Source organism: Burkholderia sp. AU33545 (assembly GCF_020419685.1).
Lineage (GTDB): Bacteria > Pseudomonadota > Gammaproteobacteria > Burkholderiales > Burkholderiaceae > Burkholderia > Burkholderia diffusa.
In genome coordinates, this window is sequence record NZ_JAIZRQ010000001.1 from 950,308 (window position 1) to 964,424 (window position 14,117).

Sequence of the window (14,117 nt, forward strand, 5' to 3'; positions counted from 1 at the left end):
AAACATGCCTCGAGTCAAACGTGGGGTAACCGCACGGGCCCGCCACAAGAAGATCATCAACCTGGCCAAGGGTTATCGCGGCCGTCGCAATAACGTCTACCGCATCGCCAAGCAGGCGGTGATGCGCGCTGGTCAGTACGCGTACCGCGATCGCCGCAACAAGAAGCGTGTGTTCCGCGCACTGTGGATCACGCGTATCAACGCGGCAGTTCGCCAGCACGACATGACCTACAGCGTGTTCATCAACGGCCTGAAGAAGGCGTCGATCGAACTCGACCGTAAGGTCCTGGCCGACATGGCGGTGTTCGACAAGGCTGCTTTTGCTGCGATCGTCAAGCAGGTGAAAGCCGCCGTTGCAGCCTAATTGCGAAATTAGCACTGCGTGGTTAGTTGCAGCGATGTTCCGGTAGTCTCGGCCGCTGCAGCGAAAACGGGGCTCTTCCGAGCCCCTTTTTTGTTTGGATGGGCGATTTCGCTCGCCAAGACCGAATGACGTTGGAAATGATGGGATCTATGGATCTGGACCAGATTGTCGCCGACGCGCAGCAGTCCTTCGAACAGGCTGCCGACATCACCACGCTCGAAAACGAGAAAGCACGATTTCTCGGCAAGTCGGGTGCGCTGACCGAGTTGCTCAAGGGCCTCGGCAAGCTCGATCCCGAATCACGCAAGACCGAAGGCGCACGCATCAACGTCGCGAAGCAGCAGGTGGAAGCCGCGCTGACCGCACGTCGTCAGGCGCTCGCCGATGCGCTGCTGAACCAGCGCCTCGCCGCCGAGGCGATCGACGTCACGCTGCCGGGCCGCGGCGCCGGTGCAGGTAGTCTGCACCCCGTGATGCGCACGTGGGAGCGCGTCGAACAGATTTTCCGCTCGATCGGCTTCGACGTGGCCGACGGTCCCGAAATCGAGACCGACTGGTACAACTTCACGTCGTTGAACAGCCCGGAGAACCATCCGGCGCGTTCGATGCAGGACACCTTCTACGTCGAAGGCAAGGACGCCGACGGCCGCCAGCTGCTGCTGCGCACGCACACGAGCCCGATGCAGGTGCGTTATGCGCGCATGAACCGCCCGCCGATCAAGGTGATCGCACCGGGCCGCACGTATCGCGTCGATAGCGATGCGACCCACTCGCCTATGTTCAATCAGGTCGAGGGGCTGTGGATCGACGAAAACATCAGCTTCGCCGACCTCAAGGGCGTCTATACCGACTTCCTGAAGAAATTCTTCGAGCGCGACGACATCCTCGTGCGCTTCCGTCCGTCGTATTTCCCGTTCACGGAACCGTCGGCCGAGATCGACATGATGTTCGAGCACGGCAAGAACGCCGGCAAATGGCTCGAGATCTCGGGCTCGGGGCAGGTGCATCCGACCGTGATCCGCAACATGGGCCTCGATCCCGAGCGCTACATCGGCTTTGCGTTCGGCAGCGGCCTCGAGCGCCTGACGATGCTGCGCTACGGCGTGCAGGATCTCCGGCTGTTCTTCGAGAACGACCTGCGTTTCCTGCGCCAGTTCGCATAACGCACGCGCCGCGCCGACATGTGCCCGCGCATGCCCCGCCGGACGTTTCCGACGGGGGCCGGGCACCGATCTAACCTGTTTCGAACGTAGACATCCATGCAATTCCCTGAATCCTGGTTGAGAACCTTTGTCGACCCGCAGCTGACGACCGACGAACTGTCGCACGCGCTGACGATGGCGGGGCTCGAAGTCGAATCGCTGAGCAAGGCTGCGCCGCCGACGTCGAAGATCGTCGTCGGCCGCGTGCTCGAAGTCGTCAAGCATCCGGATGCGGACAAGCTCAATGTCTGCCAGGTCGACGCCGGCACCGGCGCGACGCTGAATATCGTGTGCGGCGCACCGAACGTGGCGCCCGGCATCAAGGTGCCGGTCGCGCTGGTCGGCGCGGAACTGCCGCCGGCGGAAGAGGGCGGCAAACCGTTCGCGATCAAGCTGTCGAAGCTGCGCGGCGTGGAGAGCCAGGGGATGCTGTGCTCGGCGCGTGAGCTGAAGTTGTCCGAGGACCACAGCGGCCTGCTGATCCTGCCGGAAGACACGCCGGTCGGTCAGGACATCCGCGACACGCTCAATCTCGACGACACGATCTTCGAAATCAAGCTGACGCCGAACAAGGCCGACTGCCTGTCAGTGTTCGGCATCGCGCGCGAGACGGCCGCGATCACCGGCGCGCCGCTGACGCCGGTCGACATCCGTCCGGTGCGCGTCGAGCTCGATGAGACGCTGCCCGTGCGCATCACCGCCCCCGATCTGTGCGGCCGATTCTCGGGTCGCGTGATCCGCGGCGTGAACGCGCATGCGAAGACGCCGCAATGGATGGTCGAGCGCCTCGAGCGTTCGGGCCAGCGCAGCGTGTCGGCGCTTGTCGACATCTCGAACTATGTGATGTTCGAGCTCGGCCGTCCGTCGCACGTGTTCGACCTGGACAAGATCCACGGTGGCATCGAGGTTCGCTGGGGCAAGCGCGGCGAGTCGCTGAAGCTGCTGAACGGCAACACGGTCGAACTCGACGAAACGGTCGGTGTGATTGCGGACGACCGTCAGGTCGAAAGCCTCGCGGGCATCATGGGCGGCGACAGCACGGCCGTCACGCTCGACACGACCAACATCTACCTGGAGGCCGCGTTCTGGTGGCCGGACAGCATCCGTGGCCGCGCGCGCAAGTACAACTTCTCGACCGATGCGGCCCATCGCTTCGAGCGCGGCGTCGACTACGCGACGACCGTCGAGCACGTCGAGCGCATCACGCAGCTGATTCTCGAGATCTGCGGCGGCAAGGCCGGCCCGGTCGACGACCAGGCAGTGAACCTGCCGCAGCGCGCGCCGGTGAAGATGCGTGTGTCGCGCGCGAACCGCATCATCGGCGTGAAGATCGACGCCGACGAGATCGCGAACATCTTCACGCGCCTGCGCCTGCCGTTCGAGCGTGACGACGACGCATTCCTGGTCACGCCGCCGTCGCACCGCTTCGACATCGAGATCGAGGAAGACCTGATCGAGGAAGTGGCGCGCATCTACGGCTTCGAGAAGATCCCGGCCCGTCCGCCGGTCGCGACGAGCGAGATGCGCGCGACCAACGAGACGCGACGTTCGATCCACGATATCCGTCACGCGCTCGCGGCGCGCGACTATGCCGAAACGGTCAACTTCAGCTTCGTCGATGCGGAGTGGGAGCACGACTTCGCCGGCAACGACACTCCGATCCGCCTGCTGAACCCGATCGCGAGCCAGCTGTCGGTGATGCGTACGACGCTGTTCGGCAGCCTGATTTCGGTGCTGCGCCACAACCTGAACCGTCGCGCGGATCGCGTTCGCGTGTTCGAGACGGGCCGCGTGTTTCTCGCCGATCCGTCGGTGAAGGCCGGCGAACTGACCGTCGAAGGCTACACGCAGCCGAAGCGTGTCGGCGCGCTCGCGTACGGCCCGGCGGTCGACGAACAGTGGGGTGTCGCGACCCGCGCAGTCGATTTCTTCGACGTGAAGGGCGATCTCGAGGCGCTGCTCGCGCCGGCCACCGCGCGCTTCGTGAAGGCCGAGCATCCGGCCCTCCATCCGGGCCGCAGCGCGCGCATCGAGGTCGATGGCCGCGCGGTCGGCTGGATCGGCGAGCTCCATCCGCGCCTGATGCAGAAGTACGAGCTGCCGCACGCGCCGGTGATGTTCGAAATCGATGCGGATGCGCTGATCGCACGTGCGCTGCCGGCACCGACCGACGTGTCGAAATTCCCGCCGGTGCGGCGCGATATCGCGGTCGTGGTCGATCAGGCGGTCGAGGTTCAGGCGCTTTTCGACGAAATGAAGAAGGCGTTGGCCGAAGACGCCTGCCGATTCGTTCAGAAGGTTGTACTCTTCGACGAATTTCGTGCAAAATCAAATACTTCCGGTGGCCTCGCCGCGCACGAGAAGAGCCTTGCCTTCCGCGTGACGCTGCAGGACGCGGCTGGCACGCTACAGGACGAGGTCGTCGATCAGGCGATCCAGACGCTGGTCGAGCGGATGGCTCGTGCTGGTGCCCGCCTGCGCGGCTAGGGAGACGGGCCGCCCCCTCGCGGGCGGCTCTTCCCCATCGTAAGTTTTGGTTTAACGCGCTGTATGGCAGATATGAACGACATGACCTCGAGTGAATTCGAAGCCCTCCTGACGGCGCAACGCAGTGCCATGAACCGCGACGCTTCGGCGCCGGCGTCCACCGAGACGCCGACGCTGACGAAAGCGGAACTGGCAGAGCTGCTGTTCGACAGCGTCGGCCTGAACAAGCGTGAAGCGAAGGACATGGTCGAGGCGTTTTTCGAAGTGATCCGCGACGCGCTCGAAAACGGCGAAAGCGTCAAGCTGTCGGGGTTCGGCAACTTCCAGCTGCGCGACAAGCCGCAGCGTCCGGGCCGCAATCCGAAGACGGGCGAGGCGATTCCGATCGCGGCCCGCCGGGTGGTAACCTTCCACGCGAGCCAGAAGCTGAAGGCGCTGGTCGAAAACGGCGCGGAGTAACACCCGCGCGCTGACGTCTCCGCGCGGCCGCCGCGCACCCTTTACCGACGGTTAACCGACGATGACCACTACGGTTGAGAAAGTCGTCTTGCCTCCGATTCCCGCGAAGCGCTACTTCACGATCGGTGAAGTCAGCGAATTGTGCGGGGTCAAGCCGCATGTGCTGCGTTACTGGGAACAGGAATTCACTCAGCTTCGGCCGGTGAAGCGGCGTGGCAATCGTCGGTATTACCAGCATCATGAAGTGCTGCTGATCCGGCGGATTCGTGAGTTGCTGTACGAACAGGGGTTCACGATCAACGGGGCACGCAACCGGCTCGATTCACCGAGCGGCGAGCGCGCTGCTGCCGGCGCACCGGTCGAGCCCGACGTGCTGGCCGCCGATGCGCGTGCATCGGGCAAGCCGGGGGCGACGGTCGACGTGATCGCGCTGCGGCAGGCGCTCCTCGACGTGATCGACGGACTGAAGCACGACTGAGCACAACGCTCGGATCAAAATGAAGCCCGGTGTGCGAAGCGCCACCGGGCTTTTTTCATGCACGCGGGCCCGCCCGGATCAGCGCGACGCGAGCGGATTTGGCTTGCCCATGTCGACGACCAGCGTGCCGTCCGGCAGCATCCGCACCGAGCCTTGCGCGACCTGGCTGCGGTAGCCGTACAGGTCGAAGCGCATCGGGCCTGCCTCGGCCGAGTTCCGGATCAGCGCGCGCACGTTCAGTTCCAGCACGTTGAACATCTTCATGTCTCCGCCTTCCATCCACATGTAGCTCGGTGCGTCGATCTGCGGCCGCTTCGGCGCGGGCGTGTCGGCAACCCGCCGGAACGTCAGGCGCAATCCGTCGCGTTCGACGGTGGCCTGGCCGAGCTTGCCGTTCAGCACGGGAGGCGGAAAGACGGTGTACTGGTCGAGCACGAGCGTGTCGCCGCGCAGTTCCGCGCCGCGGCGCTGCAGCGGCGTCAGCGACGCGAGCTCGATGCCGAGCGAGCGCAGCAGCTTCGCCTGCGGGATGCCGAGCACCGACACCTGCGACGGCCGGAACGCGAGGTGCCGGTCGTCGAGCACCGAAAGCGAGCCCTTCATGTCGGTCGGAAGCCACACGCCGGGCACGTGATTCCAGAGCTTGATGCCGCCCTGGACGCGCAGGTCCTGGCCATCCGCGCTCAACTGCAGGTCGTTCAGCGAGCGCGGCGAGTAGTCGAGCAGGTAGTTGTTGAAGAGCGCCGACATCGCCTTCCACGATTCGACGACCGTCCCGCCGAGAATGCGGATGTCGTACTGGTTCGGATCGTCGAGGTCGACCGGTTCGCCCGGCCGTTTCGCGATGAGCTGGACGTCGAGATCCTCGACGTGGAAGCCGATGTCGCCGGACAGGTTGAAGTCGACATTGTGCAGATGGATCGTCGGATTGCGGTTCGACACGTGCCGTTCGTTGAACGGGATGGCCGACGAGCGCCGCATCGCAACTTTCTGCATGCCGGGCTGCGTCGTGCCGGCCGCGAGTGCAAACGCTTCCCAGTGCTGGCGCGAGTCGTGCAGCGCAGTCTGCTGCGCGGCGAGGAAGCTGTCGTTCAGGCGGGCGGCCGTGCTGCCGAGCGCAGCGCCGCTCGCGGGGCCCGCGTACGACGGCATCCGGATCGCCATCGCGCCGCTTTCGTCGAAATTGAAATAGCCGGCCGATACCTGATCGCGATAGTGATACAGGTCGAACACGAAATTCTGGTCACGCTTCGTCGGATCGACAGGGCTGATCAGGATGTCCGCGTTCATCGGCATCGAGCGCATGAACTTCACGTCGCCGCCGCGGATGTACATCGCCTGTTGCGGCGCGTTCGCGGGCAGCGCGAAGCCGGCGTGCGAGCCGTCGTCGAGCTTCAGGTCGAGGCCGGCCGGCGTCACGCGCAGCGCGGTGATCCTGATCTTCAGCCGCGGCGGCGGCATCAACTTGTCGACCGACATCACGAGGTCGTCGCCGGCGAGCCGTGCGATCGGGGTCTCGATCTTCAACAGATCAGCCATCTTCACGTTGGCCGCACGCATCACCGGCTGCGCGTTGATGCCCGACACGCGCACGCCGGTCGGGTGGAATACGAGCTGGCTGCCGTCGCGAATCGTGAGCGTGCCGGTCAGCGAGAACGGCACCCAGCCGTCGCGCTGCATCTCGCCCTGCAGATGGATCACGCCATCGCCTGCCGATACGGCGAGGTTGCGCAGCGGCGCGTTGCGGTAACCGAAGATGTACGTGTTGAAGAGGGCGGTTAGCTTCGCGTTGTCGAGCGTGACCGTGCCTTCGTGCACTTCGATCTCGAAACTCGTCGGATCGTCAAACACGATCGGTGCGCCGGCCTGCGTCGGCACGAGTGTCGCGGACAGTTGATGGATGAAGAAGCCAAGGTTGTTGACGATACGGAAATCGACATCGCGCAGGAATGTCATCGCGCCGTTCTGGCCCGAGTCGCGCAGCGTGAACGGGCGCGGCTGCGTGAGGCTGAGCGACGCGAGCGACGGCACCGTGCGGGCGATCTGCTGTTCGCGGGCGAGGCGTTCGGCCTTGGTGCGCTCGATCTTCGTCGCCGAGACCGACGCGGTCCCGTCGCGCTGCGCGCCCGGTTCCGCGCAGCCGGCGCAGAGCAGCGCGAGCGCAAGCGCGCCGCAGCCGAGCGCACGAGAGGTACCAAGTGAAACCGACGCGGCCGCGCGTCGCGGGCCGCTCATCCAGTCGAAAAATGCCAAAGGCGTGCGATGGCCGCGCCGGACCGCATTCCGCATCGTCTGTCTCCATGTCTTGTCGTGCTCGGCGAGGGCGCGCGGCCGATGCGCGGCGCGGACGTCGATGCCGTGCAGTGTGGCATAGCGTGCTAGAGCGGCGTAACCAAACAGCGGGCGTCCGGGCAGGACCGGCCGGCGCGCGACGGGACAATGGATTCGCGGCGGCGGGGCGGAAAAATAAAACGGTCGTTTGGTTTTGCGGTCGAAGCGGGCGGCGTGCGTTGCGCCAGATCGGCAAACCCGGCGTCTGCGTTGGCTGACGTGGGGTTACATGCCGGATGAAGGCGGTGTCCGATCCGGGGTGCAGACGGCGGGCGGGGGCGACGGACGCACCAGCGCTATCGCCGCCTGCGGACCGATCAGACCAGCATGCTCTGCCGGATTGCATTCTGCGTCGTCTGGTCCAGCTGCAGACCGTTATCGATGTACGACGCCATCGAGCCGTATGACGCGACGACCTGATCGAATGCCGCCTGCATATAGGCGGCTTGCGCGCCCTGCAGCGCGGCCATCATGTCGGCCGCATCCTGCCCGCCGCTCTTGCGCGCCTGTGCGACATAGGCGGCGATTTCCGACGCGCTGTAGATGTTGGTCAGCAGATAGTCGGCGAGGATCGTCTGCCGTGGGACACCGAGAATCGTGTGCAGAATGGCCGTCGCCCAGCCGGTGCGATCCTTGCCGGCCGTGCAGTGGAAGACCAGGTTGCCGCCGGACGCGGCAAAGCCGGCGAATAGCGTGTGGAAACTCGTCCGTGCCGTTTCCGACGTCACGAACGCCCGATACATGCTTTGCATGAAGGCCGTGGCAGTCGCGCCATCGGTCGGAAGCGGACCAATACTGGCGGCGCCGAGCACGTTGAGGTTCTGCCAGGTGGCGCCGGCCAATGGCACATCCGGCTGCGCGTGGATCTCCGCGGTCGTGCGCAGGTCGCACACGTGCCTGATGCCGAGCGTATCGACCGTTGCGAGGTCGGCCGCGGACAGCGTAAGCGCGGACGATCGGTAGATCACGCCTTTCTTCATCGCTGACCCACTCGCGGTGGCATAGCCCGTTCCGTCCGGTCCCCCGGTGTCGCGAAAGTTCGCTGCCGAAGCGAGCCTGGGCGTCGTGACGGGGGCGACCGCGATCGAGTCGCCGCCGCACGCGGACAGAAGATACGCGTCTCCCAGCATGATGCCGATCGTGCCGGCACCCAGCCGGAGAAAGTGTCGACGGGAAATGTCGTTTTTCTGAGTCATTCACTGGCCTTTGTCTGAGACGGTGACGGGGCGTCGCGACCGCCGTTGCGATCGAAACCGCCGCCGGCGTGCCGCGCAGCGCGGCAAAGCGGAGATGTGCCATATCGATCGGCATGCAGTCGGACGATGTGCCGTGCGCGTTGATCTCGCGCCGGGCAAGCGCACGGTAGCGATCCGCGACGAATCGGCCATCGTCCTTTTCGATTAAGGCGCGACACAGGTTGCCCGTGCGAATCGCGCAACTTGCCGCACGTGCGACGGCGGCGGCGCGGTAAGATCGGCATCAGTGGCTGGATGGATCACAAAGCATGGTGGCCGACACGGGGGAGGCGTCATGGATCTGAAGGAGCTCGACGTACTGGGAGCGGATGTAGGCGATCACTGGTACTACGCGTCGAAGGCGAGCGCGATTCGTCGGTTTCTGGGCACGTCGGACGCGAACCGCATACTCGACGTCGGTGCCGGCTCGGGCTTCTTTTCGAAGCATTTGCTCGAGCGCACGCAGGCGACGGAAGCATGGTGTGTCGATACGAGCTATGCCGACGATACCGACGGGGAGGCGGCCGGCAAGCCCGTCCATTTTCGCCGTGCCGTCGATCGATTCGATGCCGATCTGGTGTTGCTGATGGATGTCCTTGAGCACGTCGACGACGATGTCGGGTTGCTTGCCCGCTACGTGGCGGGGGCGCCGAAGGGCAGCCGGTTCCTGATCACGGTTCCCGCGTTTCAGTTCCTGTGGAGCGCGCATGACGATTTTCTCGAGCACAAGCGCAGGTATACGCTCGCCGGTCTCGAAGACGTCGCGCGTCGTGCGGGGCTGGAGGTCGAGCGCGGCGCGTATTATTTCGGCCTCACGTTCCCGCTCGCGGCGGCATTGCGACTGAGCGAGCGGGCGCGTCGACAACCGCGCGAACCGGCGTCGCAGTTGCGCCGGCACCATCCGGTCGTCAACGGTTTGCTCAAGCTGATCTGCCGAGCCGAGCTACCGATGTTCCGGTTCAACCGGGTGGCGGGCCTCACGGTCATCTGTGTCGCGCGTCGACGGTAAGCATGCGGCGGATCGCATGGCCGGAGCGTGACGAGCGGGATGCACGTTGCCGCCCGTATCGAAGCCGTCTTGTCCCGTTTGATCATGTCGCAAAAAATTTCACGGGAACATGCACAAAATGCATGCGACCCGTTCTAAACTGGCCAACTGTCTGTTATAATTTTTTTCTTTCGGGGCGTAGCGCAGCCTGGTAGCGTACCTGCATGGGGTGCAGGTGGTCGGAGGTTCAAATCCTCTCGCCCCGACCAGGAATCAAGGCCTGGAAGGCTTGTCAGTAAAGGGTTTCCTTATCTGGCGTAGCTTTCCAGGCCTTTCCTTTTTCCGGGTGTGTCAGTTTGGTGTGTCAATTCCGCCGTGCAACAATGCGGAGATGGCTGACTTGGCAACCCTTCCCACTGGCGTCTATTTGCGCCGTGGCTCGTCCGTGTTCCGCCTCCGGATCGGCGTGCCCAAAGACCTGCAACAACACTTCCGCAATTCCAAGACCGGCAAGCCAAAGGCCGATGCGTTCCGGGCGAGTCTCAGGACAAGCGATCGAGCCGAGGCCAGCACGAGGGCGCACGAGATCATCGCGGAATGGCAACGGGGATTTGAGGCCCTCAGGGCTAAGGACAAGCCCGCTCCGGTCGTGACGCTTAAGGGCGTGCGGGTCGAATGCACACTCAACGGGATGGTATTCGACGGGCAGGCAACCGACGCTATCGCCAAGGCAACCCGTGACGCCATCTTGGCATTCATGGCCGCCCAGGGCGAGGCGGACTACCTAAACCGGCGCGAGATGCAGGCACGCGGGATTGCCGTCGCGAAGGCAGAAGGGAAGTACAAGGGCCGCAAGCAGGCTGTGGATTATGCCGAGGTGCGGGCGTATCACGCGGAACAAGGGGGCTCCGTGCGAGCCCTGGCGGAACACTTTGGCGTAGGGGTCGCCACGATCTCCCGCGCCCTGAAAGCAGAACAGCAGTAACGATCCAACCTAACCACAGAAAACCAATCGTGCTGAACCAGACCATTCCCGCAAACGTCGTGCCTGAGCCGCGCAGCGAACACCGCTGCGATCTCCCTGCGTCGTGAAGGAATCCCGGCCCGTCGCGGCGTCATGCGGGCTCATGGGGCCGCTGTACTGAACGAACCGGCGGCAATATGTCGGGCGGGCGTCACCCGGTGACACCCGAGGCCCTGGATCGGCTCCATGACGTCCGGGTTGACCTGATGGTGGGGCTGCACACCGCGTAAGGAAATCCGACAAGACAACCCCAGGGCTCGCCGTCAGACGGACTCTTTTCGTTTGTACCGCCGTCCAATCAACTCAGCACACGGTAGAGAGCCCAAACCGCGCTCGCATTTGTACGTGCGTGCATCTGTTTTTTTTTGTTTCGCCTGGGAGCGTGCGGGCTTCGCCTTCGCTTCGCATGCTGCCCGGATCAAGCAAGCGGGCGGGCGCTGTCCGCCGTATACCTCCCGCACGAATCCAGGGCTGTCACCGGTTTACCACGAACTCGCCTAGACCAACCCACGCGGACGGAGCAGTAGCGGCATGGCGGGGCCGTAATCGCGTCTACCGTATACAGGAGGCCGAGGTCTCACCCGTTATTTTCGGGAAGTCCTAGGGCGCGGAATAACTCCGCACAGGTTGAGTCTCTGGGCCACCTACGCCTCTGTAAGACTTTAAGAGATAGGCTTAGGCCGCCTAGGCTGCATGGCTTCTCTTTTGTTTGTCGCTGCTGCTGCTTCCCCAATCTAAACCAAGAGACTCCTGGCATCTCAGCCCCGAACATGAGCCCCCGTGCACTGTATACCGCACGTAAGCCGTGTTACGGAATCTATGCTTATTGCGCGGAGCACGGGGGATCTGTGTGAGCCCTTGCGAATCATTTCGCTATGGGGCGCCACGATCTCCCGTGCTCTTAATGAGGATCCTACAAAGACAATGAACTTACCGACTCCCAGAGCGGGTCTTCAGAAAGGGTGAGTTCAGCCTTGATTCGACTCATGCGCTCGGTGTGACGGCGAACGGGCTTATAGACCCAGCCGTCATCTCCCTTATTTCGTTCGATGGTTTGCTCCCGCAAAAGCAGTTTCAGAATCGCCTCAACCAATTTAGGGCTGTATTTTTGCCCGTATCCGCCCTTGAGCAGACTCGCTTCCTCGCGACCGGCGCCCGATTGAAAGAAGATTTTATGAATTATCGACAGAAATAGTTTCTGCGAAGCGCTCAGAGAGCTTTCCTTTATTCTGGCGGAATTCGACAGCCGTTCGAATTCAATGACATCTGTATTCTTGATCCATGCTGGCAACCCGGCTTGCGTAGTCACGCCTCTGACAACGGCAAAAAGAGAGTCATCAATATAAAATCCATCTGATTCGTCTATCGGCGTATCTTGAATCATAATAAGGCCAATCACCGATTGCTTGATTGATAAGTTGGCAATTTTTCTTGAGCTAAGGTTGAGAATCGGAATTTCGGAGCCAGAAAGCTGCAAAGACTTGAAATCGAGTCGCTCGTCGCCGAACAGTGAGAGCGCTGAAATAATTTCGCCAAGTCGCTTGGTATTTGCGGTGTTTCCATACTTTCTGAGATAAGCGAAGCATAGCGTATCAAGGTCAAAATTCCTGAATGTTGATGCCGCATAAATTATCCCAAGCGATCTTAGTGACTGCTTCCATTGATTTCCGGTATTTTCCGGCGTCATTGAGATTACGTCGGTAATGAGTCGTTCTGCACGCAAAATGTCAATTACATCGTAATCGACAAATTGCCGGTCTGGAGATTCCGGCTCGATGCGTCCAAGTGTACACATGCGCGCCAATAGCTGCCGTCCGGTTTGGTCCGGAGCAGTTCCTACCGCGCGCTCGTATGCCTCATCAATATTTCGCGGGGAAAGTCGCCCAAGGAATGTGTCTGAATAACGAGCCTTTGATGCCAATTCATATAGAATGAACCGAATGGTTTGGGGGCCAATCGACTCACCCACACCTTTAGACTCGCGTACGCAAACTGCGTTAAGAAATGCTCCCCAAAACTCAAATTGTCCATGTTCTTTTTTAAGGATTCGGGTGACATCATCCTTATCAAGCTCTACAAGCACTTGGAAGACCAATGGCTTTCGAGGTAGCCATGTTGGAAGCGGTGCGTCGATTCCCAGATCCTTGAAATATTTCTCGCCCTCGGAGTGCGTGAATGTATCGGGAACCTTGATGACGCTGGTATCGTCCCTTGCTCCGAGTAGGCCCAATGATCGCAGCATTTCATCATCACTATCGAAGAAATGCGATCTACCTGTCACAAGAACGCCGGCCTTTGATCTTTGAATAAGGTCCCTGACGCCTCTCACGGCATGACGACGCAGCGCAATGCGATCATCGACTCGAATGTCGTGGCTCTGAGCGCCAATTTCGTCAAAACCGTCAAGAAGAAGAATAAGTGCGCCGGAGTTTAGGAGTCTGACGAAATTGTCTATCGAACTGGAGAGGCCAATATTGCCAAGATGGCCTGCGAGTACCTCCAGTGCGTTGGAGCTACTCCAATGATCGCGCAGATTTATGGCAATAGGAAAAGCTCCAGCATCACGAATTTTTGAGCTTAGCTGGTTGTATACTTCTCGGACACAACGACTCTTGCCCGTACCGAAATCTCCAGTGAGGGCAATCTTTGTGCCGCGCAAAAGTTTTGTGACTAAATCGGAAATGGCATGAGAGCCGTCGCCATTGGCATCTTCGTATCTGATGGGAACGAAGTTTCGGGTATCGTTTGCGCCTGTCTTTGAATCAACGGCGCTCCCAAATGGGAAGTTAACTCGGAGTGCATGATATGCCGGAAAGTCAAAGAACGACTGCTCAAATTCCTGTGACGAGCAGACTGTTATGTGGGCAGTTTTACCAGCCTCAGTCATGCTCAAAGTCGGCTCCTCGTCTAAGACAACATATCCGCGACAAATTACCCCCTGGGTAGCCAAATTTATTTTTGTGGGGATTATTTTATTCAGATCATTTCTGACTTTTTCTAAAGTCCGTTCTTTTGTTATTTCAATAAGAATTATTTCGTCGGCGGATACGCGTACCACGCCGTCGAAATCGACCCCATTCAGATGTTCCGGATTGCATGAGGCGTTCCAGCGAAGCCTTGCTATACCGCGTACATGATCCTCGAGATTTTTCCAGTTGGCGGCCATATTTTGTGAATTCCCCGTGTTTCACGACAGATTTGTTGGTAGCGTTACACGTAAACGTATCAATGCATCGTACCGTTTTGCGCAAACTGCTTTTCGGCTAGTATGGCATGATTGATGCTGCCCCGTAAATTGGACAGGCGGTGAAGGCCTCGCGTGGCAGAGCATGTGTCCCGCATACGGACCGCGAGCACCTGTTGCGGTTTCTGGATCGCTCAGTGGAAGTCCCCCTGACTGGTTCGCACGAGAGCGCCCGCGTAGCAATCTGGGACTTTCAGTGGCTCTGTTACGTAAGGCGCATTAACCGCCGCTGATGGGCCCGAAGCGAACGGAGGGCAATCCGAGCGCCCATGCATCGCGGATTCCACTTTCGGAACCGGGAGCAT

At 61.3% G+C, this 14,117-nt stretch carries 10 protein-coding genes and 1 tRNA gene; 8 read left to right on the forward strand and 3 right to left on the reverse strand.

Annotated elements, in window-relative coordinates:
- Nucleotides 1-4 precede the first annotated feature (4 nt).
- The 5 genes from rplT to LGM71_RS04400 all read left to right on the forward strand — a co-directional run bounded on the left by rplT (nucleotide 5) and on the right by LGM71_RS04400 (nucleotide 4,990).
- Complete coding sequence (gene rplT, locus LGM71_RS04380) at nucleotides 5-364, forward strand: 50S ribosomal protein L20 (RefSeq protein WP_004192938.1); 360 nt, start codon at nucleotides 5-7, stop codon at nucleotides 362-364.
- 149 nt (nucleotides 365-513) lie between these two features.
- A complete protein-coding gene (gene pheS / locus LGM71_RS04385) occupies nucleotides 514-1,527 on the forward strand; it encodes a phenylalanine--tRNA ligase subunit alpha (RefSeq protein ID WP_059608580.1) in 1,014 nt (337 codons plus the stop codon).
- Between the two features lie 96 nt (nucleotides 1,528-1,623).
- Complete coding sequence (gene pheT, locus LGM71_RS04390) at nucleotides 1,624-4,053, forward strand: phenylalanine--tRNA ligase subunit beta (protein ID WP_059608579.1); 2,430 nt, start codon at nucleotides 1,624-1,626, stop codon at nucleotides 4,051-4,053.
- Between the two features lie 72 nt (nucleotides 4,054-4,125).
- Complete coding sequence (locus LGM71_RS04395) at nucleotides 4,126-4,512, forward strand: integration host factor subunit alpha (protein ID WP_006486093.1); 387 nt, start codon at nucleotides 4,126-4,128, stop codon at nucleotides 4,510-4,512.
- Between the two features lie 61 nt (nucleotides 4,513-4,573).
- Nucleotides 4,574-4,990: a MerR family transcriptional regulator gene (locus LGM71_RS04400; RefSeq protein WP_226114095.1), complete on the forward strand. Its 417-nt coding sequence runs from the start codon at nucleotides 4,574-4,576 to the stop codon at nucleotides 4,988-4,990.
- Between the two features lie 78 nt (nucleotides 4,991-5,068).
- Here LGM71_RS04400 and LGM71_RS04405 read toward each other — a convergent pair whose 3' ends face one another.
- Together LGM71_RS04405 and LGM71_RS04410 are read right to left on the reverse strand one after the other, a co-directional pair.
- Nucleotides 5,069-7,279 (reverse strand): hypothetical protein, encoded by a 2,211-nt coding sequence (locus LGM71_RS04405; RefSeq protein ID WP_226114096.1) that lies wholly within the window; start codon nucleotides 7,277-7,279, stop codon nucleotides 5,069-5,071.
- A 359-nt stretch (nucleotides 7,280-7,638) separates the two neighbouring features.
- A complete protein-coding gene (locus tag LGM71_RS04410) occupies nucleotides 7,639-8,517 on the reverse strand; it encodes a tyrosine-protein phosphatase (RefSeq protein WP_226114097.1) in 879 nt (292 codons plus the stop codon).
- Nucleotides 8,518-8,851: 334 nt separating this feature from the next.
- Between LGM71_RS04410 and LGM71_RS04415 the strand changes: the two genes are divergently transcribed.
- The 3 genes from LGM71_RS04415 (at nucleotide 8,852) to LGM71_RS04425 (ending at nucleotide 10,529) form a co-directional block, all read left to right on the forward strand.
- Nucleotides 8,852-9,565, forward strand: coding sequence for a class I SAM-dependent methyltransferase (locus LGM71_RS04415; protein ID WP_059608573.1), 714 nt, complete (start codon nucleotides 8,852-8,854; stop codon nucleotides 9,563-9,565).
- Nucleotides 9,566-9,736: 171 nt separating this feature from the next.
- A tRNA-Pro gene (locus tag LGM71_RS04420) sits at nucleotides 9,737-9,813 on the forward strand.
- Between the two features lie 131 nt (nucleotides 9,814-9,944).
- Nucleotides 9,945-10,529, forward strand: coding sequence for a DUF6538 domain-containing protein (locus LGM71_RS04425; RefSeq protein ID WP_226114098.1), 585 nt, complete (start codon nucleotides 9,945-9,947; stop codon nucleotides 10,527-10,529).
- A gap of 952 nt (nucleotides 10,530-11,481) precedes the next feature.
- Here LGM71_RS04425 and LGM71_RS04430 read toward each other — a convergent pair.
- Nucleotides 11,482-13,734 carry a hypothetical protein gene (locus LGM71_RS04430; protein ID WP_226114099.1) on the reverse strand — a complete coding sequence of 751 codons (2,253 nt, stop codon included), beginning with the start codon at nucleotides 13,732-13,734 and terminating at the stop codon, nucleotides 11,482-11,484.
- Between the last annotated feature and the right edge of the window lie 383 nt (nucleotides 13,735-14,117).